Genomic DNA, 25,779 nt, shown 5'->3' with positions numbered 1-25,779 from the left:
ACACTTAAAAGGAGAGAAGTTATGAATAATAGAGTAAACAGGTACGCCATTTTCGCGGAGCGGGTTCACTTGATGAATGGCGGAGCTAAGAGCTTTAGAGACTCTGCGCCAACTCAAGAGGCGGCAAAAGAACTGGCAGAGAAGATTGCTAAATCTGAAAAAGCGCTGTTTTATTCCTGGCTGCAAATTCTGGATATTGTGACAGGCAAGTTTACTGAATACTCGATTGGGAGGGGTGGGGTTTTGGTGGAGCGATGCCTAGACTAATAGTCATCGCTTAATTCTTGGCCGCCACCGTTACGACTTTCGTTTTCAAAGGTTAATTGAAGTCGATACAAGTGGCGGCAGAGATTTGTCTGCTTGTTAATTATCTTGCTGAGATAGGTGAAGTATTTCACCAATTATTAGGTAAGTATTTAAAAATAATGCTCTTGCTTCCTCAGTGGTCACGTCACTATGGACACCGGTTGAGACCCGGCCATACAGATTGTTCAAGTTTTGCCTAAATCTTTTTCTTCTTGATGAGCTATCAGTTTTTTCATGAATAAACACATTGATTCTGTTTTGATATTTATTCGCTTTTAGAGATATTTCATTGCCGTCTATTTCAAATGTATCATCGGTTGGTGGATATATAGCATCTGCAAATGATTCTATTACTCTACGGCAGGTTGTTAAGGCTTGACTAGTCGCTTCTGAGTCACCTTCGGCGAGTCGGTTCATTACAGATGGAATCTGTTCAAGCACATCGCCACATGCTGTACCTATTAACGAATCCACATCATTTTTGTACATTTCAAATATAGATTCTGAAAGGCTATCAAATTCTTTTTCGTAATATATTTCACTTACAAACTCATGTAGTTTTGCAAGCACTCTGCTCCTTATGCCATTCAATCTAGATATTAATCTTGATGATTCTGATATGGAATTTGTCACCTGTCTGGTGGCGACAAATGCCATATTTCCAGATGTGTTTGGGATGCGTAACATTTGAAGCTTTGCTTTTTCAGCTTCGATAGCTGCTTCTTGTTCTGCTAGTGGTCCCCAAAATCCTTTTTTATTAGCCGCATCAACCCAACGACCAGTTAAGTTCATGTACTTGAGAGAGATTTCATTTGTATCGTTGTAGCCTCCCATTTCCATTTTTAGCCAATATTTAACCTCTTCTGAGCCTACCCAGCGAGAGAGCCTTGACGCTTTAAGAATCAAGTTTTCTGCACTAGTTCTGCTAAGCTCGATGTCGTCGAGTAATTCTTTTGCTAAATTTAGAATGTGTTCTGAACGGCTTTGATCTACCACGTGACTTCCTTCTTATGGTTGAAATTTTATCCTGCAAAGTGTTTTTGATATTTCAGTTTTTTCTCTTCTGTAAGTTATTTTTGGCCCAGAAGTCAGCACCTTCGGTATTTTTATCGGTGGGTGGTTTGGCTACTTTGGGTTTTTAATGGGAGAGCGAGCTGTAGGTAAACCTGTATTGTTGTCTGTTTACTAGATTTGCTACTTTTCTTTTTTTTGAGGTGGAATTTTAAAAGCTATTCGCCCAGTTTCTTAATCTTGACTCACGAAAGTAAACTAATATTTCTTTGTGGATGGATGCGTACATTTCATTTTTGTTTTTGCGATCTAACAATGCTTGTGCATATCTTCCTTTCACAAATTTATCTACGATATCATTCTTTTTTTTATCAAGATATTTTAATGCAAAAACCTCAGCATAGCCTTCAGCTTTAATCATATTTATGTCATGTCCATTGAATCGGATATTTTTGCCATTTTCCATATCTGATACATGGCCTAATTCGTGGAGTAGTGCAACGTATCGCAGAACTGTAGTTTTTTTATCATCACTGATATTTGACATTATAAAAACCGCTGATTTTATTTGGTTATCTACGCGAAAGAATGTGGTTTTACCTTTGGTACTTGTTCCTTGCCCGTAGTCGTCAGCGATGGTGTCACTATGAATAGATCCGCTAATTATTTCATCATGTACAATTTCTAACTGTCTAAAGAGAACCTCGGAATCTTCTAGAAGAACTTTTTGGGGCACTTCGTAAATGGAGGGGCTCTCTAGCCCCAATTTGGATTCCAATATTTCATTTATTCTAGAGTTGATTATTTCGCTCAGGTCTGTGCTTTTTATCTGATCAGCCATATTTTTCTGTACCTCCATACAGTTTTATTATTGGTGAGATGGTGAGTCGCCTACGACAATGAGGAGGTAGAGTGGTTTTCATTTTCCTTCATTGCGTCTTGGTAGCCCGCAAAAGCGGCCAAACAAGCATCGGGCTTTAAAACCCCCTTAAAAATTCGCATAACCAACTCCCTCTGATCGCCCTTGATCAATAATTGTGCAACAAAAAAGGGCGCAGGTCACTCCTCCCCACGCCTGCCGATTTTGGGCGCTGTTTTGGTTGATGAAATGAGACTAGCGGCCCTGGCCTGAGCTGGTGCGGGGTTTGGGTAAGAATTGGATTTCACACTTTGAAGAGTTGCGAAGAGAGGTGAAAGGATGTTGCACGGCCGGAAGGCTAGGTGGGTGCAAAGTGTCAACGCGATTTTGCGTTGACACCTTGTTGACACTTTGGCGCCAAAACCAACAAATAAGTCTTTTACAAAGTGGCTCGCGCAGAAACAAAAAACCCGCGAAAGCCTACGCTATCGCGGGTTTGAGAGATGGTACCAGAGGCCGGACTCGAACCGGCACGCTTTTAAGGGCGGGGGATTTTGAATCCCCTGTGTCTACCAATTTCACCACTCTGGCACTTTCGCTGTTCGACCTGAAGGTCGCTGCGAAGAGGGCGTGATTATAGCAATGCTTTGGCCAGGGTCAACTAGTGATTTCAATAACTTAGCGCATTTTCTGTCGTCCTAGTTGAGGAGCCTCTGAGAAACTCCGTAATGCCTCTGTGGGTCTTGAGGGCTGCAGATGTTAGGCGCAGCTCGCCGCGAATGGCACAGTCCTTTGCAAGAGCTGCAACGTGGCAGCTGTAGCCCTCAAGGCCCACCCTTTGGGGCTTGCAGAGCAATTCACACTCGGCGTTGCGGCTTCTTGCAAGGTCTAGACATTCTTGCAAAGCCGCGCCTTGATTGTGAACTGCTCTGCATGCCAGAGGTATCACGGAGTTTTTCAGAGGCTCCTTAACAGCTCCTAAAATTTCCTATAACCTTCGCGACCTCTCCATAGTTTCTAGATTTCCAGGATTCCATGCAGCGTCAGGACTTTGACTTTCATCTGCCCGATGAGCTGATCGCCCGCGCGCCCACCGAGGAGCGCCGTGGCAGCCGCCTTTTGTGTCTGGATGGGCCCAGTGGGGCCATCGTACATCGGCAGTTCCCAGATATTCTCGACCAGGTACAGGCCGGTGACCTGATCGTCTTTAACGATACCCGGGTGATCCCGGCGCGCCTGTTCGCGCAGAAGGAGACCGGCGGTAAGCTGGAAATCCTGGTGGAGCGGGTGCTCAACCACACCGATATCTGGGCCCATGTGCGCTCCAGCAAGTCGCCCAAGCCCGGTTCCAGCATCGTCCTCGAAGACGGTACCCGCATTGAAGTGACCGGCAGAAAGGACGCGTTGTTCGAGCTGTCCTTCCCCAAAGAGGAGGGCGTGCTGGCGATTCTGGAGCGCCTCGGCCATATGCCGCTGCCCCCTTATATCGACCGGGACGACGACGCCAGCGATCGCGAGCGCTACCAGACGGTCTACGGCCGCAACGCCGGTGCCGTGGCGGCGCCGACGGCGGGGCTGCACTTTGATGATGAGATGATCGGTGCATTGCGGGATAAAGGCGCCGAGGTGGTGTTCGTGACCCTGCATGTGGGCGCCGGCACCTTCCAGCCGGTGCGCGTGGACAATATCTTTGAACACCAGATGCACAGCGAAGTGCTGGATGTCTCCCAGGATGTGGTGGATGCGGTAGCCGCTTGCCGCGCCCGCAATGGCAGCGTGATCGCGGTGGGCACCACCAGTGTGCGCGCGCTGGAGAGTGCGGCGCGCAGTGGCCAGTTGCAGGCCACCGTGGGGGAGACCGATATCTTTATTTACCCGGGCTATGAGTTTCAGGTGGTGGACAAGTTGGTCACCAACTTCCACCTGCCGGAGTCCACCCTGTTGATGCTGGTGAGTGCCTTCGCGGGATACCAGCACATGATGGCCGCCTACCGGGCCGCTGTGGAGGAGCGCTATCGCTTCTTTAGTTACGGCGATGCCATGTTTATTACCCGCGATCCCAATGCCGTAAAAGAAGAAGTCGCACCAGCGAAAGGAGATACCCCGTGAGCCGCGAATGTTTTATGCAGTTTGAAGTGGACACCACCGATGGCAAGGCCCGTCGCGGCCGCCTGCGCTTTCCGCGCGGCGTGGTGGAAACCCCGGCGTTTATGCCGGTGGGCACCTACGGCACCGTAAAAGGCATGCTGCCGAGGGATATCGAGGGGATCGGTGCGCAGATTATTCTGGGTAATACCTTCCACCTGATGCTGCGCCCGGGCACCGAGGTGGTGAAAGCCCACGGCGATCTGCACGATTTTACCCAGTGGTCCGGCCCGATCCTTACCGACTCCGGCGGTTTCCAGGTATTTAGCCTGGGGGAGCTGCGCAAGATTACCGAAGAGGGGGTGTCCTTCCGCTCGCCTATCGATGGCAGTCCGGTATTTTTGGACCCGGAAGAATCCATGCGCGTGCAGCGGGACCTGGGCTCGGATATCGTAATGATCTTCGACGAGTGTACCCCCTATCCGGCTACCACCGATGAGGCGCGCAAGTCTATGGAGCTGTCCCTGCGCTGGGCGGAGCGCTCCAAGAAGGCCCACGGCGATAGCCCGTCGGCGCTGTTCGGCATTGTGCAGGGCGGTATGTACCCGGAATTGCGCGATGTGTCCCTGCGCGGTCTCACCGAGATTGGCTTCGATGGCTATGCCATTGGCGGCCTGTCTGTGGGCGAGCCGAAAGAGGAGATGATCAAGGTCCTGGATCACCTGGCTCATAAAATGCCGGAAGACAAGCCGCGCTACCTGATGGGCGTGGGCAAGCCGGAGGATATTGTTGAGGCGGTGCGTCGCGGTGTGGATATGTTCGACTGCGTTATGCCCACCCGCAATGCGCGCAACGGCCACCTGTTTACCTTCGAGGGGGTGGTAAAAATCCGCAACGCCAGACACCGCCATGATACGGGTCCCCTGGAGGAAGAGTGCGATTGCTACACCTGTGAGAATTTCTCCCGCGCCTACCTGCACCACCTGGATCGCTGCGGTGAAATTCTCGGCGCGCAGCTGAATACGATTCACAATCTGCGCCACTACCAGCGCCTGATGCAAAAGCTGCGCGATGCTATTGCCGCCAATGAGCTGGAGGCTTATGTCGCCGAGTTCTACCAGGGCCTGGGCCGCGAAGTGCCGCCGCTGGAGGCCTGATCGCCGCGCACTTTTATCCTATTTGGGGGGCAGTCGACCGCACGACTGTGCCCCTGTCATTTGTCCGCTCTCCCGATCCCCGTATAATCAGCCCCACTTTTGTCGGCGGCTGTGTACCTTGCAATCCGTTCACTGCGCCCACATATCCAGGCAATTGCCTCGGCAGATTGCCAAGATTTACCGGCCCTCGGGGTCACACTAGAACAATGAGAACAGCATGAATCGCTACCCGATCTGGAAGTACTTTCTGATTCTCGCGGTTGTGGCCTTTGGCCTGACCTATGCCGCGCCCAATCTCTACAAGCCGGACCCTGCCGTGCAGATTTCCGGGCAGTCCAGTGCGCTCACCATCGGCCCAGAGGTCCTGGAGAATGCACAAAAAGCCCTGGATGAAGTCGGCATTGCGCACTTCGGCGGCGAAGTGGGGGATAAGTCTGTACTGATTCGTTTAAATTCCATGGAGGAGCAGTTGCCGGCAAAGGAGGCGATTCAAAAAGCCCTTGGAACCTCTGACTATGTTGTCGCCCTGAACCTGGCCTCCACCACGCCCCAGTGGATGAAAGATATCGGTGCTAGCCCGATGAAGCTCGGTTTGGACCTGGCCGGTGGTGTGCACTTTCTGATGGAAGTCGATACCAACACCATCGTCAAGAACAACATGGAGAGCTATGAGCAGGAAGTGAAGACCAAGCTGCGCGCAGCCAAGGCCCGTTACCGCAATGTGGAGTTGGTGGAGGACCGGGAGATTATTGCCCGCTTCCGCAACGAGGAATTGCGCAGCCTGGCGATGTCCACCCTGCGCAAGGAATTCCCGCAGCTTCAACTGCGCGAGTCCGGCAGCGGTGAAAACCTGGAGATCCGCGCAACCCTGACCGAGCAGGAAACTAAGCAGCTGGAAGATGATGCCGTCACCCAGAACCTTTCCACCCTGCGCAACCGGGTGAACGAGCTGGGCGTTGCCGAGCCGATCGTACAGCGCCAGGGCCGCAACCGCATCGTAGTGGAGCTGCCCGGTGTGCAGGACACCGCCGAGGCCAAGCGTATTATCGGCAAGACCGCCAACCTGGAATACCGAATGGAAGCCCGCTCTGATGAGCTGGTCTCCAACAAGGAGTACTTCGAGTACCGCGATGAGCGCCAGGCGCAGATGTACGGCGGTGCCTGGTTGGAGCGCCAGATCATTATCAAGGGCGACAGCGTTACCAATGCCCGCGTCGGTTACGACGAGAGCGGCTTCCCTCAAGTAAATATCACTCTCGACGCCCGTGGCGGCGAGATGATGCACCGCGCTACCTGGAAAAATGTCGGTCGCCGTATGGGCACCCTGTTTATCGAGACTCGCTTTGAGCCGGTAACCGAGATCGACGAAAACGGTAACGAAGTAATCGTGCAGAAGCGCACCGAAGAGCGGAAAATTATCAGCCTGGCCACGGTACAGAGTGCCCTGGGCAAGCAGTTCCGCACCACCGGTCTGGACAGCCCGGCCGAGGCGCAGGAACTGGCCCTGTTGCTGCGCGCCGGTGCCCTGGCCGCGCCCATGTACTTTGTCGAAGAGCGCGTGATCGGCCCATCTCTGGGTGCGGATAACATCAAAGTGGGTGTGCAATCCGTACAGATCGGTCTGCTGGCCGTGATTATCTGTATGCTGATTTCCTACCGCGTATTCGGCCTGGCCGCGAACCTGGCGCTGGCGGTGAATATGATTCTGCTGGTGGCGGTGATGTCGCTGCTGGGCGCAACCCTGACGCTGCCCGGTATTGCCGGTATCGTATTGACTGTGGGTATGGCGGTGGATGCCAATGTGCTGATCTTCTCGCGAATACGGGAGGAGCTCAGGAATGGGATGCCTCCCCAGACCGCGATCAGCGCCGGTTTTGACAACGCTTACAGCACCATTGTGGATGCGAATATCACCACCTTAATTGTGGCGGTGATCCTGTATGCCATCGGCTCCGGCCCGGTACAGGGCTTCGCGGTAACCCTGTCGATCGGTATTCTCACCTCCATGTTCAGCGCCATTATGGGTACGCGAGCGATTATTAACTTGTTCTACGGCGGTCGCCGTGTACAGAAGCTCTGGATTTAAGGGGGTCAGTCATGAGTGAGACCAAAGTGGATAACGACAAAATTACCGAGTACATGGGCAAGCGCGTCTACGACTTTATGCGCTGGCGCAAGATCGCCGGGGTTGTCTCGGTGGTGCTGGTACTGGCCTCCATCACCGCGCTGGCCATGAATGGCCTCAAGTTCGGCCTGGATTTTACCGGTGGTACCCAGGTGGAAGTGGGCTACGAGGTGACACCCGCTATCAGCGATGTGCGCGAGCAGCTGGAAGCGGCGGGCTACGACGGTGCTACGGTGGTGAATTTTGGTTCTGAGAAGGACCTGCTGATCAAGTTGCCCCCTTCAGTGACTGAAGAGGAAACCAAGATCAGCGCTACCAGCCAGGAGACAGTAACCCCCATTGGCGACAAGGTGGTGACACTGTTGAGTGCGGGCAGCGACGGTGAGGTGGAACTGCGTCGGACCGAGATGGTGGGCCCCCAAGTGGGTGCGGAGCTGCGCGACGACGGCGGCCTGGGTATGATGCTGGCCCTGTTTATGGTGATGATTTACGTCGCCCTGCGCTTCCAGTACAAGTTCTCTTTCGGCGCGGTAGCGGCCCTCGGCCACGATGTGATTATCGTGCTGGGCTTCTTTGCGGTGATGGGTTTGGACTTCGATCTGACCGTACTGGCGGCGGTGCTGGCGGTAATCGGTTACTCCCTGAACGATACCATCGTGGTGTCGGACCGCATCCGCGAGAACTTCCGCAAGGTGCGCAAGGCTGAGGCGGAGGAGATTATCAATATCTCTATCAGCCAGACCCTGGGCCGTACCTTTATGACCTCTTTCACTACCTTGCTGGTGCTGTGGGCACTGCAATTCTTCGGTGGTGAGCTGATCCACAACTTCTCCCTGGCCCTGATCGTGGGTGTGGTTGTGGGTACCTACTCCTCTGTGTACGTGGCTGCCAACGTGCTGATGGGGCTGAAGATCAACAAAGAAGATCTGATGCCGCCGGTGAAAGAGGGTGCGGAACTGGAAGAGATGCCCTGATCTGAGCGATAGCTGGCTGCGCTAGCGCAGCCCTGCTCAAGCGGCCCCGGCCGCGCCTCGCAGTAAAGTTGCGCGGCGCTGTCGGGGTTTTTTTATGGCTGCGAGATTTTTGCCGCGCCTTAGGCTCTGGGTTTTTTGCCGAGGGTAATGTGCTTGGGGCCGGAGCTGTGGGTCTGGCCGCTGACGCCTTTGGGTACCTGCTCGATCTCACCGCCGCCGGCGAGGAAGGCCTTTACCTGCTCTTCAATACTTTCACTGGTTTCGAGGGGGGCAGTCTGTTTGCGGTTGGAAGAGGAGGGTTTTTTGGCCACGATGAATATCCGTTTCTTATTAGTGGGCAGGGCATCTTAGCATTGTCTGCACAAAAAATCACCCAAGTGGCCAGAGTCTGCGCATAGCGGATACTTTGCCGGCAGGTTTCGACACTCCGTGTCGCCTGCGGATAAATCGGGCTGCGTGGCTCAGCCCGATCGGCAGGGGGTTACTCGAGCTCTTCGATGGGCTCTTCTGTCGCCAGCGGCCAGCCGCCCAGGGCTTTCCACTTGTTGACGATACCGCAGAACAGAGTGGCGGTTTTCTCTGCGTCGTACTCGGCGGAGTGGGCGCAGTTGTTATCGAACTCAATGCCGGCCACTTGGCAGGCTTTGGCCAATACGGTCTGGCCGTAGGCGAGGCCGGCGAGGCTGGCGGTATCGAAACAGGAAAACGGGTGGAAGGGATTGCGTTTGATACCGGTGCGCTCAACCGCCGCATTGACAAAGCCCAGGTCGAAGTGCGCGTTGTGGGCAACCACGATGGCGCGGGTGCAGCTGTGCTTCTTCACGGCGCTGCGAATCTTGCGGAACAGTTCGGGAATGGCAATTTCTTCCGGCCAGGCGTCGCGCTCCGGGGACTCCAGATCGATGCCGATAAAGTCGAGAGCGGATTGCTCGACGTTGGCACCCTCGAACGGCTCCAGGTGGAAGCTGTGGGTCTCCAGGGGGAAGAGGTTGCCGTCGTCATCCATATCCAGGATCACTGCGGAAATCTCCAGCAGTGCGTCGGTGCGGGCGTTAAAGCCGCCGGTTTCCAGGTCGATAACCACAGGCAGAAAGCCTCGGAATCGCTGGGCGAGAGGGCTTTTTGGTCCAGTGGGTTCTTCGGCGGGTGTCACAGTGGTTCCTTGTAAATCTTGTCGTCAAGCCAGCAGCGTGTGGCGCTGCGGGGGCAGGGGTTATTGTCGAATCACGCGCCCGCCGGGGATGCTCCCCGCGCAGGCGCTGTTATTGGGTGTTGGCCGATTACGCCAGCTGCCAGTTTAGGGTTTCACCGGCGGCCAGGGGAATCAGATTTTCACCGCCCATCTCCAGTTTTTCCGGCAGGGTCCAGGGGCTCTTAACCAGGGTGATGGTGTCTTCGTTGCGCGGCAGCTCGTAGAAGTCGGGGCCGAACTCGCTAGCGAAGCCTTCCAGTTTATCCAGTTTGCCCGCGCGCTCGAATACCTCGGCGTAGAGCTCGATGGCGGAGTAGGCGGTGTAGCAGCCGGCACAGCCACAGGAGTGTTCTTTCTTGTGGTCAGCGTGGGGGGCCGAGTCGGTGCCGAGGAAAAATTTCGGGCTGCCGCTGGTGGCCGCTTCGATCAGCGCGTTTTGATGGTAGCCGCGCTTTAGGATCGGCAGGCAGTAGTAGTGCGGTTGAATGCCGCCCACCAGCATATGGTTGCGGTTGTACAGCAGGTGGTGCGCGGTGATGGTAGCGGCAACGCCTTCGCGGGCGCCCTGCACAAACTCTACCGCCTGGGCGGTGGTGATATGTTCAAACACCACTTTCAGGGTGGGGAAGTCGTCGACCAGGTGGGACAGGGTCTTTTCGATAAAGGCCTGCTCGCGATCGAAAATATCGATATCGCTGGTGGTGACTTCACCGTGTACCAGTAGCTTCATACCGCAGGCCTGCATTTCTTCCAGGGCTGGGTAGATGTTGGCGATATCGGTCACACCGGAATCGGAGTTGGTGGTCGCGCCCGCTGGGTACAGCTTGGCGGCGATAACCCCGGCTTCGTGGGCCTGGCGAATAACGGCGGCATCGGTCTTGTCGGTGAGGTAGATCACCATCAAGGGTTCAAAGGCGTTGCCGGCGGGAATCTGGGCGCTGATGCGCTCCTTATAAGCCACTGCGCTGGCGGCGTCAGTTACGGGGGGCACCAGGTTGGGCATGACAATGACGCGGCGGAATTGTTTTGCGGCATCGGGCACAGTGCGCCCGAGAGCGGCGCCGTCGCGCAGGTGAATGTGCCAGTCGTCGGGGGCGCGAAGGGTAATTTGCTCCGTCATGGTACTCCGTAAAGCTTCTTAGCGTGGTGACTCATTGTGCGGCGCGAATGCTACCCGAAGCTGTGCAAAATTGCGATGCGGCAAGGGTTAAAAAGTAATCAATTGTGCTTACTCGCGCCTTGGCGCTAGTCGATCGCGAGCTTAGGCGCTACAATCGCGCCCCGACAAAGAGTGTGGGTATTATTGTGCCCGCCATTTACCGATCCTGGGCATATCTCCAAGAATAACTCCCCCAGACTGACACTTGTTTCGCGTAGTGACATTCCACGTCTCCGCGCTTTTGTCGTGGCGACGTTTTTCCGGCAGCAGAGGACAGCAATGAGCAAAATCGAAAAGGTGGTACTGGCATACTCCGGTGGCTTGGATACGTCGGTAATCGTGCGATGGTTGCAAGAGACCTATGGCTGTGAAGTAGTGACCTTCACCGCAGATATCGGCCAGGGTGAAGAGGTGGAACCGGCCCGCGCCAAGGCCGAAGCCCTCGGGGTTAAAGAGATTTATATCGACGACCTGCGCGAAGAGTACGTGCGCGATTTCGTCTTCCCGATGTTCCGCGCCAATGCCATTTATGAAGGCGAGTACCTGCTGGGTACCTCTATTGCGCGCCCGCTGATCGCCAAGCGCCTGATTGAGATTGCCAACGAGACCGGTGCCGATGCCATTTCCCACGGCGCGACCGGCAAAGGCAACGACCAGGTGCGCTTCGAGCTGGGCGCCTACGCGCTGAAGCCGGGCATCCAGGTGATCGCCCCCTGGCGCGAGTGGGACCTGAACTCCCGCGAAAAGCTGATGCAGTACTGCGAGCAGCACAATATTCCGGTGGATTTCTCTTCCGGCAAGAAGAAGTCCCCCTACTCGATGGACGCCAACCTGCTGCATATCTCCTACGAGGGCGGCAACCTCGAAGACCCCTGGGCGGAAGCCGAAGAGGATATGTGGCGCTGGAGCGTGAGCCCCGAGGCGGCTCCAGAAGAGCCCACCTATATTACTTTGGGCTTTGAGAAGGGCGATCCCGTCTCTATCGACGGCGAGCGTCTGAGCCCTGCTACTTTGCTTGAGAAGCTGAACAAATTGGGCGGAGCCAACGGCATCGGTCGTCTGGATATCGTGGAGAACCGCTACGTGGGAATGAAGTCCCGCGGCTGTTACGAAACCCCCGGCGGTACCATTTTGATGAAAGCGCACCGCGCTATTGAGTCCATCACTCTGGACCGCGAAGTGGCGCATATGAAGGACTCTCTGATGCCGCGCTACGCCGAGCTGATTTACAACGGCTACTGGTGGTCTCCGGAGCGCCGCATGCTCCAGGCAGCGATCGATGAATCCCAGGATGTGGTGAACGGTGAAGTTCGCCTGAAACTGTACAAGGGCAGCGTCAGCGCTGTGGGTCGCCGCTCTGCGGACAGCCTCTTCGACGAGCGCATTGCGACCTTCGAAGACGATGCGGGCGCCTACGACCAGAAGGATGCGGAGGGCTTTATCAAGCTTAACGCCCTGCGTCTGCGCATTGCCGCCGGTAAAGGAAGAAAATTGATTTAGTTGATTTAGATCAGCAATCAGCGGACAGGGATACGCTTAAATCCTTATCCGGCCAATAGTAACCACAGCGTCTCACAGGTTGTGGTTACACACCTTCTGTGGTGGGCCAGTCCCGCACAGTGGAACCGAATCTTAAAAGCAACGGAAGTAAAAACATGACGACAACGGTGGCAAAGACCGGCCCTGTGCCGGACTATGACTACAATATCGTGCGCCAGTTCACCATCATGTCCGTGGTCTGGGGCATTTTTGGTATGGGCATGGGCGTATTGATTGCAGCCCAGCTAGCCTGGCCTGAACTCAACGACTTTTGGCAGCCCTTCTCGCACTTCGGGCGCTTGCGTCCCCTGCACACCAACGCGGTAATTTTCGCCTTTGGTGGTAGTGTTCTCTTTGCCACTTCTTTCTATGTGGTACAGCGCACCTGTCAGGTCCGCCTCTGGGGTGGCTGGCTGATCCCCTTCACCTTCTGGGGCTGGCAGGCTGTTATCGTCGCTGCCGCAATTACCCTGCCGATGGGCTTCACCTCCACCAAGGAATACGCTGAGCTAGAGTGGCCCATCGATATTCTGATCACCCTGGTTTGGGTTGCCTACGCGCTGGTGTTCTTCGGCACCATCATGAAGCGTAAGACTTCCCACATCTACGTGGCGAACTGGTTCTTCGGTGCTTACATCGTCACTATTGCCATTCTCCACGTTGTAAACAACCTGGAAATCCCGGTTGGCCCGTTCAAGTCCTACTCCATCTACTCGGGCACCAAGGACGCAATGATCCAGTGGTGGTACGGCCACAACGCGGTAGGCTTCTTCCTGACCGCCGCCTTCCTCGGCATCATGTACTACTTCGTACCCAAGCAAGCTGGCCGTCCGGTCTACTCCTACCAGCTGTCTATCGTTCACTTCTGGGCCCTGATCTCCCTGTACGTATGGGCCGGTGGTCACCACCTGCACTACTCAGCGCTGCCCGACTGGGCGCAGAGCCTGGCGATGGTAATGTCCCTGATCCTGCTGGCACCTTCCTGGGGCGGTATGATCAACGGCATCATGACCCTGTCCGGCGCATGGCATAAGCTGCGCACCGACCCGACCCTGCGCTTCCTGGTGGTATCCCTGTCCTTCTACGGTATGTCTACCTTCGAAGGCCCGATGATGTCCATCAAGACCGTAAACGCCCTGTCTCACAACACCGACTGGACCGTTGGCCACGTACACTCCGGCGCTCTGGGCTGGGTTGCGATGATCTCTATCGGCGCCCTGTATCACCTGGTTCCGGTTCTGTGGAAACGCCGCGAAATGTACAGCTCCAAGCTGATCAACGCGCACTTCTGGCTGGCTACTGTAGGTACCGTTCTGTACATCGCCGCGATGTGGGTCAACGGTATTACCCAGGGTCTGATGTGGCGTGCATTTAACGCCGACGGCACCCTGACTTACAGCTTCGTAGAGAGTGTTGTGGCGAGCCACCCGGGCTACGTTGTCCGCTGGTTGGGCGGTGCCATGTTCCTGGTCGGTATGCTGCTGATGGCTTACAACGTCTACCGCACGATTACCGAGAAGGTAAACGATGCCGAAGCCGATAACACCGTTCGTGCAGTGCCTGCGGCATAGGAGTTTAGATCGTGAAGAATCATGACCTCGTAGAAAAAAACATCGGCTGGATGATCTTTTTCACCGTGATCGCCATCAGTTTCGGCGCCCTGGTTGAGATCGTTCCGCAGTTCTTTACCAAAGATAACTACACGCCGCTGCCGGGGCAGAAGCCGCTGACAGCATTGGAGCTGGAAGGCCGCGATATCTATATTCGCGAGGGCTGCCACGTTTGCCACACCCAGATGATTCGTCCTCTGCGTGCGGAAGTTGAGCGTTACGGCCACTACTCCATGGCACAGGAATCCATCTACGAGCACCCCTTCCTGTGGGGCTCCAAGCGCACCGGTCCCGACCTGGCGCGCGTAGGTGGACGCTACTCTGACGAATGGCAGCGCGCGCACTTGTACAACCCGCGCAGCGTTGTGCCCGAGTCGATCATGCCCGCTTACCCCTGGTTGTTCGACAATGTGGTAACCGGTGAATACACCGCGCGTAAGATGGAAGCGCTGCGCTTTGTCGGTGTGCCCTACACCGATGAGGACATCGCCAACGCTGCTGAGCCTTTCAAAGGTGGCAAGGTGATGGAGATCGATGCGCTGGTGGCTTACTTGCAGCAGCTGGGTACCCTGGTTACCCAAAAACGCTAATAGCGAGGAAGGAAACTCGTGACTATTGAAACTTTGCGGGAAATCGGTCTGGTTCTGGGCTCTATAGCATTTCTGGCGATTTGCTGGTGGGCCTTCTCTCCGAAGCGCAAGAAGCGCTTCGAGGAAGATGCCAATTTGCCGTTTGCCGATGAAGAGCGACAAGCCGACAGGGACAAGTCGGCCGCTCAGCGGGACGAATCCAATTCCGGGGATAAGCCCGGAGCCAATCGAAAACAGGGGCAGGATAAGTAATGAGTACATTCTGGAGTGTGTGGGTAATTGTGCTCACCCTCGCCAATCTGGCGTTGATTACCTGGGTGCTGTTCGCCAACCGAAAAGTGGCGGTGGACGACCAGGCAGAACCGGAAAACAAAACAACGGGCCACGTATACGACGGCATCGAGGAGTACGATAACCCGCTACCCAAGTGGTGGTTCATGCTGTTTATCGCCACCTTGGTGTTCTCTGCGGCATACCTGGTGATCTACCCGGGTCTGGGTAACTTCAAAGGTGTTGGCGGTTGGTCATCTGTCGGTGCTCTGGAAGCTTCCCAAGCTGAGGCCCAGGAGAAGTTCAAGGAGACTTTCGGCAAGTACGTCGATATGCCGATCGATGAAATGGCACAGAGCCCGGAAGCGTTGAAAATGGGTTCGCGCATTTTCGCCAACAACTGTTCTGTGTGTCACGGTGCCGATGCCGGTGGTAACTTCGGCTTCCCGGACCTGACTGACAAAGACTGGCTGTACGGCGGCACTCCGGAGAAAATCCTGGAGACCCTGCACAACGGTCGTCAGGGCATGATGCCCGCTCAAGGTCCGGTGATCGGTGAGGAAGGCGTGAAGAACACTGCCGAGTATGTTCTCTCCCTGAATGGCCTGGAGCACGACACCACTATGGCCGCTGAGGGTCAGAAGGTGTTCAACACTGTGTGTATGGCCTGTCACGGTCTGGATGCCAAGGGCAACCAAATGCTGGGTGCGCCCAACCTGACTGACAACATCTGGCTCTACGGCAGCAGCCGCGACCAGATCCAGCACACTATTCGCGGCGGTCGTACCAATATGATGCCCGCGCAAAAAGACAAGCTGCGCGAAGACAAAATCCGCTTGGTAGCGGCCTATGTCTACAGCCTGTCCCAGCAGGAAGAAGAAAAGCAGTAATTTACTATTGAGGCCCGGCATTTGCTGGGCCTTGTTTTATCAAGGGACTCCGGGCGCTACAGGGACGGAGAAAAAAGCCTCAACATAAGTGGCTACCTGGCCCGCGTACAAGATGTGCCCGTGCGAGAGTGAGGTTTGTGTGAGTGATTTAATTCCAACCCGTGAGGAACAGGAAGGTGATGGCGAAGTTCGCTATCGCATGTTGTATGAGTCGGAAGACAAAGTCTACATCCGACATATCAAGGGTGTTTTCACCCGCGTTCGCAAATATACCGGCCTGCCGCTGCTGCTGGCTTTTTTCTTTCTCCCCTGGATCAATATCGACGGGCGCCAGTCGGTCTTCTTTGATCTTCCCACCCGCCAATTCCATATTTTCTGGACCACGTTCGGGCCCCAGGATGGCTTCCTTTTAGCTTGGCTGCTGATCATTGCCGCCTTCGCGCTGTTTGCGGTCACCACCTTGCTGGGCCGGGTGTGGTGTGGCTTCACCTGTCCGCAGACCGTCTGGACCATGATGTTTATCTGGGCGGAAAGGGTCTGTGAAGGCGATCGCAACAAGCGCATGAAGCTCGACAAGGCGCCCTGGAACCTGGAAAAGGTGCTGCGCAAGGGGGGTACGCACGCCATCTGGCTGCTGATCTCGCTGGCAACCGCGCTGGCCTTTGTGGGGTATTTCTACGGGGTGCGCGATCTGGTAGTGGATCTGGCCACGTTTAACGCCCACCCGCAGGGCGTTTTCTGGGTTGCTTTCTTTACTTTTGCCACCTATATGAACGCGGGCTTCCTGCGCGAGCAGGTGTGTAAGTACATGTGCCCCTATGCCCGTTTCCAGTCGGTGATGTACGACGAGGATACGCTGGCGGTCTACTACGATGCCAAGCGGGGTGAGACCCGGGGTCCGCGTAAAAAGAACGTGGATTACAAAGCGGAAGGTATGGGCGACTGTATCGACTGCTACTGGTGCGTGCAGGTGTGCCCGGTGGATATCGATATCCGCGACGGCATGCAGTACGAGTGCATCAACTGCGGTCTCTGTGTCGACGCCTGTAACAGCGTGATGGACAAGATGGGCTATGAGCAGGGCTTGATTCGCTTCACCTCTGAGGACGAGTTGCAGGACGGTAAGACCCGCTTCCTGCGCCCGCGCCTGTTTGGTTATGCCCTGATTCTGCTTGCCATGACCGGTCTGTTCGCGCAGCAGGTGATGACCCGCAGCCCCATCGAGGCTGAAGTCTCCCGCGATCGCGGCAGCCGTATGTTCCGCGAGTCCCAGGGGCAGGTGCAGAACGTCTACACGGTGAAGATCAACAATATGGATCAGGCGCCCCACGAATTCACCATCAAGGTGGAGGGCAAGCCCGGTTACGACTATTCCGTTCGCAAACCAAAGACGATCTACCTGGTGCCGGGGGAGATGTTCTCCGTTCCTATCCGGGTCGGCGTGCCCAGAGATCAGCTGAAGGACACCAAGCACGATATCGAGATTGTTGTCCAGGCAGTCGACAATCCTGAGCTGACAGATAGGCGCCGAGCGGTGTTTATTGGTCCAAAGCAGTAGACGGGGCGCCAATCCCGTTGCAAAGTACGGGCCCGCCCAGGCGGGCTCGACTTTTGTGTAAAAACGGTAACTTTTTGGTAACGCGATGAATGAACCAACCCCCAAACCCTGGTATCGGGAACCCTGGGCGTGGATGGTACTGGCGCCACTGATTACAGTGGTGGTGGTGTCGACAATCACAGTCTCAATAGCGGTGCGTTTTGCTGACGACAAGGTCAGCGATACCTACTACAAAGACAGCCGCATGTATCACTTCAGCGCCGAGCAGGATCAGCGCGCGCAAGCGCTGGGCTTGGCGGCACTGGTTCAGTTCCAGCGCTCTGAGAATCGGGTGACCGTGGAATTGAACGGCAATCTCGACTACCCCAAAGCTCTGCTGCTCACATTGAGCCACCCGGTAGAGTCCGATCTGGACAAGCATATCGAGCTGTCCCAGATCTCTGTGGGTCGCTATCAGGGCACATTGCCGGAGGGCCTGGCCGACCGCTGGTATCTGCGCCTGATGCCGGAGCTCGATCCAGATGCGCACCAGGACGCCGACTGGCGCCTGAAGGGTGAAATTAACTTTGATCTCGGCGATGCCGTGCCACTGAATGCTGTAACTCAATGACTTCGCCTTCCTCCCCCTGTTATCACTGCGGGCTCCCCGTCCCCACCGGCAGCAATCACTCGGTGGTGATCGAAGGGGTGGCCCGGGAAATGTGTTGTCCCGGCTGTGAAGCGGTAGCCAGCGCTATCGTTTCCGGTGGCCTGGACGGTTTCTATCGCTTTCGCGAGAAAGAGAGTGACAGGCCGGAGGAGGCCCAGCCCCGGGATCGCTGGGCGGCATACGATCTGCCGGAAGTACAGCAGCAGTTTGTCCACGACTGGGATAATGGCAACAAGATTGCCTCGCTGTTGATTAGCGGTATTACCTGTGCGGCCTGTGTGTGGCTGATAGAAAAACACCTGGGCCAAATGGGCGGGGTTGTGAAAGTCTCGGTCAACGCCAGCACCCAGCGCGCGCAGATCGCCTTTAATCCCGACGAGATTAAACCCAGCGAGCTGTTTGGCGCCCTGGAGCGGATCGGCTACAGACCCGCCCCGGCCACGGCGGCCAATCAGGAAAGTGTAATCCAGAGCGAGCACCGCGCCGCCCTGCGCCGCCTGGGGGTCGCCGGGCTCGGCACCATGCAGGTGATGATGTTTGCCATCGCCCTGTACTTTGGCGCAGCCGCCGAAGAGGGTGTCGGCGAGTTCGAGCGCTATTTCCGCTGGGTTTCCCTGCTGGTGGCGACACCGGTGGTGTTCTACGCCGCGCGCCCATTTTTCAGCGCGGCGCTGCGCAGTCTGCGCGCCCGTCACCTGAGTATGGATGTACCGGTATCCCTGGCGATTGGTATGGCCTATGTCGCCAGCTTTTACGCCACCGTATTCGGCACCGGCGAGGTGTACTTCGAATCTATTTCCATGTTCACCTTCTTCCTGTTGTTGGGACGGACGGTGGAGATGCGCGCCCGCCATCGGGCGGGCTTAGCCAGCGGTGGTCTGGCTCAGTTGCTGCCGATGACGGCGGCCAAATATCAAGGGGACGATCTTGTCCATGTGCCAGTGGCGGCCTTGGCTCCTGGCGATAAAGTGCTGTTGCGCCCGGGAGATACAGTCCCCGCCGACGGGGAGGTGCTGGAGGGCGTGAGCGGTGTGGACGAGTCCCTGCTCAGCGGCGAATCCGCGCTGCAACAGAAAGCTGCGGGCAGTCCGGTTTACGCGGGCAGCGTCAACGGCGACTCCAGCTTGACCATCAAGATCACCGCCGCAGGGCAGGCCACGCGCCTGTCCGCTATCGAGCGCCTGGTGGAGCGGGCACAATTGGACAAACCCAACCAGGTGGCCCTGGCCGACCGGGTGGCGGGTATTTTTGTCGGCGTTGTGCTGTTTGCCGCGCTGGCGGCATTTGCCGTCTGGTGGCAAATCGATCCCAGCCGCGCTTTCTGGGTATCCCTATCGGTTTTGGTGGTGACCTGCCCCTGTGCGCTGTCGCTGGCAACGCCGGCCGCTCTGGCTTCCGCCACGCTGCGCTTGCAGCAGCTGGGACTTCTTGTCGCCGGCGGCAATCTGCTGGAAACACTGCCGCGTATTGGCCGGGTGCTGTTCGACAAGACCGGCACCCTGACGCGCGGCGAGCCGAGAATCCTGCATATTGATTTGCTGCGGGCCAACTGGAGCGAGCAGCGGGTTAAGGACGTTGCCGCAGCCCTGGAATCCCAGACCAATCACCCCCTGGCCAGGGCCTTCCGCGCCTGGCGCGGCAATCTCAGCGCCAGCGATCTGCAAGTGCACACCGGTGCCGGCCTGGAGGGGCAGATCGAAGGGGAGTGTTACCGGCTGGGCAAGGCGAGCTTTGTCTCCAGTGAGGCCATTCCTACGCCTGAAGGGGAGGGGCAGTGGCTGTTGCTCGGCGACGCTCGGGGGCCCATTGCCTGGATTGCCCTGGGGGATAAATTGCGCGCTTCGGCAGCGGCGGCGGTTGCGGGGCTGAGAGAGCAGGGGCTCTCCGTCGAGCTGCTCAGCGGCGATCAGTCCGCGGAAGTCGAGCGATTGGCCGGGCGCGCCGGCATCGATAACTACCGCGCTGGCGCCTCGCCGGAGGACAAGCTCGAACATATGAAGCAGCTGCAAAGGGGCGGCGACAAGGTGCTGATGGTCGGGGACGGTATCAACGATGTACCGGTGCTCTCCGGTGCCGATGCCTCCGTGGCGATGATGTCTGCGGCGGATTTGGCCCAGTCCCGCGCCGATGCCATTTTGCTGAACGGAGATCTCGAAGTGCTGCCTAAAGCGATAGGGCTGGCGCACAAATGCCGCAGCATCGTGCGGCAGAACCTGGCCTGGGCGCTGGGTTACAACGTGATTGCCTTGCCGCTGGCCTTTTGCGGCTTGGTGCCGCCCTGGGCTGCGGCGATCGGTATGTCCCTCAGCTCGCTGATCGTAGTACTCAACGCTCTGCGCCTGTCCCGTGGGCAGGCGCAGGACGAAACCCCTGTGACCGCCGAGGCCTAGGGCCGCGCTCGCAGAAAGAGGAGGTGTAACGAATGGAAAGTCTGTATTTCCTGATACCCATTGCGGTGATTTTGGTTGGCTTTGCGGTAAAGCTCTTTTTTTGGGCCGTGAACAACGGCCAGTACGACGACCTGGAAACGGAGGGTCGCCGTATCTTGTTTGACGATGATATGCAGCAGGACAAACCTGAGGCGGAAGGGACGCGGGAGAAGTAAGTGGGAGAGTGGGGGTTTTTGGCTGCGGCGCTGGCGATCGGCTTTTTGGGTAGCAGCCACTGTATCGGTATGTGTGGGGGAATTTCCGGCGCACTGGGCATGGCGGTGCCGGGCAAGAAGACCGCCTGGATGCAGCTGGGTTCCTACCAGCTGGGGCGCCTGGGCAGCTATGCGCTGATGGGGGCACTGGCCGGTGCCCTGGGGGCGGCGGTATTGCCGGTGCTGACTCCGCTGCGCTTTGCCGCCGGGATTATGTTGATTCTGATGGCGCTGTATATCGGCGGCATCTGGAGTGGTTTGTCCTGGATTGAAAAGGGCGGCAGGTACTTGTGGCGCTACGTGCAGCCACTGTCGGCGAAACTGCTGCCGGTGCGCTCTGCGGGCCAGGCCCTGGCCCTGGGTTCCCTGTGGGGCTGGCTGCCCTGCGGTTTGGTCTACAGCGCGCTGACTTTCGCCCTGGCCCAGGGCAGTGCCGAGCGTTCCGCCCTGGCCATGTTCGCATTTGGTTTGGGCACAGTGCCGGCGATGCTGGCCACCGGGGCCGCCGCCGCTCAGGTGCGCGGCATAGTGCAGAAGCCGGGGGTGCGCTACGGTTTTGCCGCCGCAATTTTACTGTTTGGGATCTGGACCCTGTGGGGGGCAATGGGCCACAGCGGCCACGGCGATCACGCCAACCACGGGGCGATGGGCGAGATGCAGGCCCCCGCTGAAGACAAAGAAGAGCAGGGGCACCATCACCACCACCACTGAGCGCGGTGATGGTGGCTGCGCAACTGGGCGCTAGAGATCGATCCGCAGGGACAGGTCGATAGCGCGCAGGTGCTTGGTCAGGCTGCCGGAGGAGATATAGTCCACTTCCAGTTCGGCCAGTTGCGCGATGCGATCCCGGTCGACGCTGCCGGAAATCTCAATTTTGGCCTTGCCCTTGGCCAGTGCCAGGGCCGCCCGGGTGTCTTCGTCATTAAACTCGTCGAGCATAATCACGTCGACATTGACCGCCAGCGCCTGTTGCAGCTCCTCAATATTTTCCACTTCGACTTCGATCAGGGCCTCCGGCTTGATAACGCGGGCCTGGGCAACGGCGTGCTCAATACCGCCGGCGGCAGCGATGTGGTTCTCCTTGATCAGGAAGGCGTCGTAAAGTCCGATGCGGTGATTGTGGCAGCCACCGCAGAGCACGGCGTATTTCTGTGCGCTGCGCAGACCGGGAATGGTTTTGCGCGTGTCGAGAATTTTCACCTCGGTGCCCGCCGCTCGCGCGGCGAACTCCGCCGCAGTTGTGGCGGTGCCGGACAGGGTCTGCAAGAAATTCAGCGCGGCGCGCTCGCCGGTGAGGATGGTGCGGGCGTTGCCCTCCAGCTCAAAAATTACCGCGTTGGCAGCGATGCGCTCGCCGTCCTCGAAGTGCCAGGTGAGGGTTAACTCCGGGTCCAGGGCGTGAAAAATCGCCTCCACCCAGGCGCGACCACTCAGCGTGCAATCTTCGCGGGTGATTACCCGGGCCCGGGCCGTGCGCTCCGCTGGGATCAGCTGGGCGGTGATATCGCCACTGCCAATATCTTCCTCCAGGGCGGCTTGCACTGCGCGTTGCAGATCGGTAGTGATATTGGGAATAGCCGTGTCTTGTGGTCGCATTGGAAAACCTCGAAATTAACGCCGGCGCAGTTTACCAAAACCCCCGGGGTTTTGACTGCCCAACTGGGGCACTTGAGGGGTAGCAGCTGGCTCGACCAATGGCTGTGACAGGCATCTCAAATCTGTCGTGCAACGGTGTAAGTTTTCCCAATATCCCGAGTAGAATGGTCGGAGATTGAACTTGGTCAAAGCGCAGGCGCTATTCAGGGGGGTATGAAAGCGCCTTTTGTACGGTCAAATATTGAGTGAAATCAAGAACTTCGGCAGATATTTCGCGCATGATCGCGGCGACATATCAACGGGGTGGCAGTGTGCTGAGCGGGAGATATCAGGCGCCCGATCCGATTTGCAAGAGCACTTTTCCACCTATTAATTTTTGTTATTGCCACAGCGTTACTCGTCGAACGGCATTCGAAGGACCTCTTGGAAATGAGTGAATCCAGTAAGATAGTTTCCCTATCAGAAAAAAGTGGAGCGCACAGTATTTCTATATCCGGTAAGCCCGCTGTTCTGCCTGCCGCAGTGACTATGCTGAAAGAGAAGTCGGCGGAACAACTGCTAGAGCGGATAAAAACGTTATTCGGCAAAGTTGATGACTCCCTGTTTACCATGGCCGAGCGGGCCCATGGGCAGGAGGAGCAGGATGGCCTCTTTCAGGCGCTGCGCCTGTTGCGAGTGGAGCGCCGCAATATTGCCGAGCAATTTATCAAGAATATCTCCCGCGCTTTTGATATACGCGAGGAGGAAAAGTCAGAGAGCAGTTTCGCCTCCGATAACCTGTCGCTGGTTCACAACGATGACCTGGAGCAGCTGGTTGCCGCCGATACCATGGTGGCCAATGCCAAGCGCGATTTTGCCGAGCCGCTCACCGATCTGTGTATGAGGCTCGACAGGCTCTACTCCGTCAAGGTCTATGAAAAAAACAATCCCCTGGGGCCCGACGCTATCTGCGATGCCTTTGTCGAGGCGGTCCAGGATCTGAATCTGTTTATCCGCGCCCGCCTGATCCTGTTGAAAAAGTTCGAACAGGTGGTGATGTTGCAGCTGCGCGACTTCTATGAATTCTGTAACCAGCTGTTGATAGATCAGGGGGTACTGCCCTCCCTGCGCGAGCAACAGCGCGCGGCCAGGCAGCGCTCTGCCCACGCCCCCGCAGGTGTTACCGCAGGGGGCCAGGCCGGTATTCCGGTGGGCGGTCAGGCGGTGCCGGGCGGCGTTGCGGCGACGGGGCACTTTCCCCCGGGGCTAGTGCCCGCTGCGACGGGGGTTACCCCCATGCCCGCCGGGGATTTGCTCTCCCATTTGGGCGCACTGCAAAGCGGCAGCCACTATCAGGGCGGTGGTGCCGTACAGCTATTGAATGTGGGCGAACTGCTCCAGCAGCGCCTGGTGGATTCCAACCAGGCGGCCTCGCTGGCAAAAGTCGACAGCGATGTGATCAAGCTGGTGGAGATGCTGTTCTCCTTTATCCTGGAAGATCGCAGTCTCGCCACGCAAATAAAGTCTCTGCTGGGCCGCTTGCAGCTGCCGCTGTTGAAAGTGGCGATCGCGGACAAGTCATTTTTTAGTAAAGGCGGCCACCCGGCGCGCAAACTGCTCAATGAGCTGGCCGATGCCGCCACCGGTTGGCAGGCGGGGGATAACTACGAATCCGATCCCCTGTATCAAGAGATATCGGCCATTGTCGAGCGGGTGCTCAATGAGTTTGACCGGGATATCAATATCTTTGCCGTGCTGCTGGAATCCCTGCGGGAATTTATTATCCGCGAGCGCAAGCGCGCCGAGATGCTGGAGCGCCGCGTTGTCGATGAGGCCGATGGCCGCGCCAAGACCCAGGCCGCACGCGCGCGGGTTGCCGCAGTCATGGACGCCCTGGTGGCAGAGCGGGATCTCCCCCAGGTGGTGCAGGATTGGCTGAATAAAGTCTGGAACAATGTACTGTTTTTGACCTGCGTTAAAGAGGGCACCGAGAGTGACGCCTGGAACCGCGATGTGCGCACGGCGAGGGATCTCGTGTGGAGTGTGCAGGCGCCCATGCCGGATTCCCGCAAGCAGTTATTGAGTTTGCTGCCGGTGTTGCAGGAGCGACTGCGCGAGGGGGTTGAGGCCCTTTCCTATAACGCATTCGAGGCGCGCACCCTGTTCTCCGGTCTCAAAGAGGTCTATCGCGAGCGCTTTGCGCTGGCCCAGCAGTTGGCGGAGCAGCGTGAGCGCGAGGTGGCGGAGCAGGTTGCCCGCGAAGTGCGCGCGGCCCAGACAGTAGAGCCGGCGCCCGTTGTTGCCGAAGTGCCAGTAGCCCCCGCAGTCGAAGGGGAAAGCAGCGCCGAGCCCGCTGGCGTGGCGGCGGTTGCCGAGGCAACTACAGAGACGGCGGTAGAGCCGACCCCCGCCGAACCGCCTGCCGTGGTTGCTGAAACCGCACCGGCGGAGGAAGTGGCGGTGCCGCAGATGGAAGAGCTGGAGCAAGTGGTTGCCGAGGCGGAGGTGGCGGCACATGAACAGGACGGCCTGGCCCCCCTCGATGAAAATGATCCCCACTGGCAGATGACTTTCCGCCTGGCGCAGGGCAGTTGGTTCGAGTTAAAACGCTCCGAGGACGAACAGTTCCGCTGTCGTCTGGCGGCGGTAATCCGCGATATCGACCAGTTTATTTTCGTCAATCGCAACGGTGCCAAGGTGGCGGAATTCGCCCGTTTGGAATTGGCCCACGCCCTGCGCTCGGCACAATTGTTGCCGCTGGATGACGGTATGTTGTTCGAGCGGGCACTACAGTCGGTGATTGGCAATGTGCGCAAGAAGCGCAGTGAGCAGCGTTAGCCCATCGCGATTGAAGGATCGGGCAGGGGGCTGTTTTGGGGTACCCTGTCCGGCGGTTTTTCTGCAAGCGGTGTCGCGATACTGCCCCGATCCGATTGGCATATCGATCAACGCTCCATAAAATGGTAACAGCTGAAGCCTCGGGAGGTACCGGGGCTGTCTATAGGTTGCAGCGGAGATCGCAGATTGAAATATCAAGTGGAGTCCGGTTGGCTGACGGACGCACGCCGGGTTCCCAGTCCCCATTGTAATAGTCGTCCAGAAGCCTGTGCGGTGGATCTGCTGGTGATTCACAGTATCAGCTTGCCGCCGGGACAGTACGGCGGCCCCTATATCGATGCCTTTTTCCTCGGGCAGCTGGATATCGACGCACACCCCTATTTTGCCGAAATTGCCGCACTCCAGGTGTCCGCGCATATTTTGATTGATCGCGACGGCCTGGTGACTCAGTACGTGCCCCTGGACCGGCGCGCCTGGCACGCGGGCAAGTCCGAGTTTAACGGGCGCAGCAACTGCAATGACTTTTCCATCGGCATCGAGCTTGAGGGCCTGGATACCGATGTGTATACCGATGCCCAGTACGCGGCGCTGGCCGAGGTCAGTGCGGCGATCATCCGGGCCTACCCCGCCATCAATACGGATAGAATTGCCAGTCACTCGGATATAGCGCCGGGCCGCAAATTGGACCCGGGCCCCGGCTTCGACTGGGAGCACTATTTCAATAAATTGAAAGAAATAACCTGATAAC

The 25,779-nt window shown here is 57.1% G+C and carries 23 protein-coding genes and 1 tRNA gene; 17 read left to right on the top strand and 7 right to left on the bottom strand.

Translation table 11 applies throughout. The annotated features are described in order from the left end of the window. Positions 1–21: 21 nt before the first annotated feature. Complete coding sequence (locus ACJJIK_RS09670) at positions 22–267, top strand: hypothetical protein (RefSeq protein WP_444944901.1); 246 nt, start codon at positions 22–24, stop codon at positions 265–267. Positions 268–363: 96 nt separating this feature from the next. On the opposite strand, the gene ACJJIK_RS09665 is transcribed toward ACJJIK_RS09670, so the two are convergent. The 3 genes from ACJJIK_RS09665 to ACJJIK_RS09655 all read right to left on the bottom strand — a co-directional run bounded on the left by ACJJIK_RS09665 (position 364) and on the right by ACJJIK_RS09655 (position 2,767). Then, positions 364–1,302, bottom strand: coding sequence for an AbiTii domain-containing protein (locus ACJJIK_RS09665; protein WP_444944900.1), 939 nt, complete (start codon positions 1,300–1,302; stop codon positions 364–366). A gap of 226 nt (positions 1,303–1,528) precedes the next feature. Further along, complete coding sequence (locus ACJJIK_RS09660) at positions 1,529–2,158, bottom strand: hypothetical protein (RefSeq protein WP_444944899.1); 630 nt, start codon at positions 2,156–2,158, stop codon at positions 1,529–1,531. A 522-nt stretch (positions 2,159–2,680) separates the two neighbouring features. Then, positions 2,681–2,767 (bottom strand) — tRNA-Leu (locus ACJJIK_RS09655). Between the two features lie 444 nt (positions 2,768–3,211). Here ACJJIK_RS09655 and queA point away from each other — a divergent pair. The 4 genes from queA to secF all read left to right on the top strand — a co-directional run bounded on the left by queA (position 3,212) and on the right by secF (position 8,517). Next, positions 3,212–4,285: a tRNA preQ1(34) S-adenosylmethionine ribosyltransferase-isomerase QueA gene (gene queA, locus ACJJIK_RS09650; RefSeq protein ID WP_444944898.1), complete on the top strand. Its 1,074-nt coding sequence runs from the start codon at positions 3,212–3,214 to the stop codon at positions 4,283–4,285. Positions 4,286–4,299: 14 nt separating this feature from the next. Continuing rightward, positions 4,300–5,418: a tRNA guanosine(34) transglycosylase Tgt gene (tgt, locus tag ACJJIK_RS09645; RefSeq protein ID WP_444932336.1), complete on the top strand. Its 1,119-nt coding sequence runs from the start codon at positions 4,300–4,302 to the stop codon at positions 5,416–5,418. A gap of 217 nt (positions 5,419–5,635) precedes the next feature. After that, positions 5,636–7,504 (top strand): protein translocase subunit SecD, encoded by a 1,869-nt coding sequence (secD, locus tag ACJJIK_RS09640; RefSeq protein ID WP_444932005.1) that lies wholly within the window; start codon positions 5,636–5,638, stop codon positions 7,502–7,504. 11 nt (positions 7,505–7,515) lie between these two features. Further along, positions 7,516–8,517, top strand: coding sequence for a protein translocase subunit SecF (secF, locus tag ACJJIK_RS09635; RefSeq protein WP_444944897.1), 1,002 nt, complete (start codon positions 7,516–7,518; stop codon positions 8,515–8,517). A gap of 119 nt (positions 8,518–8,636) precedes the next feature. Here the strand turns inward: secF and ACJJIK_RS09630 are convergent, their stop codons facing one another. From ACJJIK_RS09630 to pyrC, 3 genes are all read right to left on the bottom strand, one after another. After that, positions 8,637–8,828, bottom strand: a complete 192-nt coding sequence (locus ACJJIK_RS09630; RefSeq protein WP_444944896.1) for a hypothetical protein — start codon at positions 8,826–8,828, stop codon at positions 8,637–8,639. A 170-nt stretch (positions 8,829–8,998) separates the two neighbouring features. Further along, positions 8,999–9,670 carry a ribonuclease T gene (gene rnt, locus ACJJIK_RS09625; protein WP_444932002.1) on the bottom strand — a complete coding sequence of 224 codons (672 nt, stop codon included), beginning with the start codon at positions 9,668–9,670 and terminating at the stop codon, positions 8,999–9,001. Between the two features lie 127 nt (positions 9,671–9,797). After that, positions 9,798–10,829, bottom strand: a complete 1,032-nt coding sequence (gene pyrC / locus ACJJIK_RS09620; RefSeq protein WP_444932001.1) for a dihydroorotase — start codon at positions 10,827–10,829, stop codon at positions 9,798–9,800. A 318-nt stretch (positions 10,830–11,147) separates the two neighbouring features. Between pyrC and ACJJIK_RS09615 the strand changes: the two genes are divergently transcribed. From ACJJIK_RS09615 to ACJJIK_RS09570, 10 genes are all read left to right on the top strand, one after another. Further along, a complete protein-coding gene (locus tag ACJJIK_RS09615; RefSeq protein WP_444932000.1) occupies positions 11,148–12,368 on the top strand; it encodes an argininosuccinate synthase in 1,221 nt (406 codons plus the stop codon). A 155-nt stretch (positions 12,369–12,523) separates the two neighbouring features. Beyond that, on the top strand, positions 12,524–13,978 hold the full coding sequence (ccoN, locus tag ACJJIK_RS09610) for a cytochrome-c oxidase, cbb3-type subunit I (protein WP_444931999.1): 1,455 nt from the start codon (positions 12,524–12,526) through the stop codon (positions 13,976–13,978). 11 nt (positions 13,979–13,989) lie between these two features. Further along, entirely contained in the window at positions 13,990–14,607 is a 618-nt protein-coding gene (gene ccoO, locus ACJJIK_RS09605; RefSeq protein ID WP_444931998.1) for a cytochrome-c oxidase, cbb3-type subunit II, read from the top strand. An 18-nt stretch (positions 14,608–14,625) separates the two neighbouring features. After that, the gene (locus ACJJIK_RS09600) at positions 14,626–14,859 is read left to right on the top strand and encodes a cbb3-type cytochrome oxidase subunit 3 (protein WP_444931997.1); all 234 of its coding nucleotides are present in this window, start codon (positions 14,626–14,628) and stop codon (positions 14,857–14,859) included. Then, positions 14,859–15,767, top strand: a complete 909-nt coding sequence (ccoP, locus tag ACJJIK_RS09595) for a cytochrome-c oxidase, cbb3-type subunit III (RefSeq protein ID WP_444931996.1) — start codon at positions 14,859–14,861, stop codon at positions 15,765–15,767. The genes ACJJIK_RS09600 and ccoP overlap by 1 nt, the downstream gene beginning before the upstream one ends. A gap of 139 nt (positions 15,768–15,906) precedes the next feature. Beyond that, positions 15,907–17,325, top strand: a complete 1,419-nt coding sequence (gene ccoG / locus ACJJIK_RS09590) for a cytochrome c oxidase accessory protein CcoG (protein ID WP_444944895.1) — start codon at positions 15,907–15,909, stop codon at positions 17,323–17,325. Between the two features lie 85 nt (positions 17,326–17,410). Next, a complete protein-coding gene (locus ACJJIK_RS09585; protein WP_444931994.1) occupies positions 17,411–17,935 on the top strand; it encodes a FixH family protein in 525 nt (174 codons plus the stop codon). Then, entirely contained in the window at positions 17,932–20,364 is a 2,433-nt protein-coding gene (locus tag ACJJIK_RS09580; protein WP_444944894.1) for a heavy metal translocating P-type ATPase, read from the top strand. The genes ACJJIK_RS09585 and ACJJIK_RS09580 overlap by 4 nt, the downstream gene beginning before the upstream one ends. Before the next feature lie 32 nt (positions 20,365–20,396). Beyond that, entirely contained in the window at positions 20,397–20,579 is a 183-nt protein-coding gene (gene ccoS / locus ACJJIK_RS09575) for a cbb3-type cytochrome oxidase assembly protein CcoS (protein ID WP_444931992.1), read from the top strand. Beyond that, positions 20,580–21,329: a sulfite exporter TauE/SafE family protein gene (locus ACJJIK_RS09570; protein WP_444944893.1), complete on the top strand. Its 750-nt coding sequence runs from the start codon at positions 20,580–20,582 to the stop codon at positions 21,327–21,329. It abuts the gene before it with no gap. Between the two features lie 30 nt (positions 21,330–21,359). Here the strand turns inward: ACJJIK_RS09570 and nadC are convergent, their stop codons facing one another. Continuing rightward, positions 21,360–22,214, bottom strand: coding sequence for a carboxylating nicotinate-nucleotide diphosphorylase (nadC, locus tag ACJJIK_RS09565; protein ID WP_444931990.1), 855 nt, complete (start codon positions 22,212–22,214; stop codon positions 21,360–21,362). 429 nt (positions 22,215–22,643) lie between these two features. Between nadC and ACJJIK_RS09560 the strand changes: the two genes are divergently transcribed. Then, positions 22,644–25,031, top strand: a complete 2,388-nt coding sequence (locus ACJJIK_RS09560) for a DUF1631 family protein (protein WP_444944892.1) — start codon at positions 22,644–22,646, stop codon at positions 25,029–25,031. A gap of 186 nt (positions 25,032–25,217) precedes the next feature. Beyond that, positions 25,218–25,775, top strand: coding sequence for a 1,6-anhydro-N-acetylmuramyl-L-alanine amidase AmpD (gene ampD, locus ACJJIK_RS09555; protein WP_444931988.1), 558 nt, complete (start codon positions 25,218–25,220; stop codon positions 25,773–25,775). Positions 25,776–25,779: the final 4 nt, after the last annotated feature.

Source organism: Microbulbifer regidiadema (SeqCode) (assembly GCF_052466995.1).
This window is presented reverse-complemented; position numbering and strand designations above follow the sequence as displayed.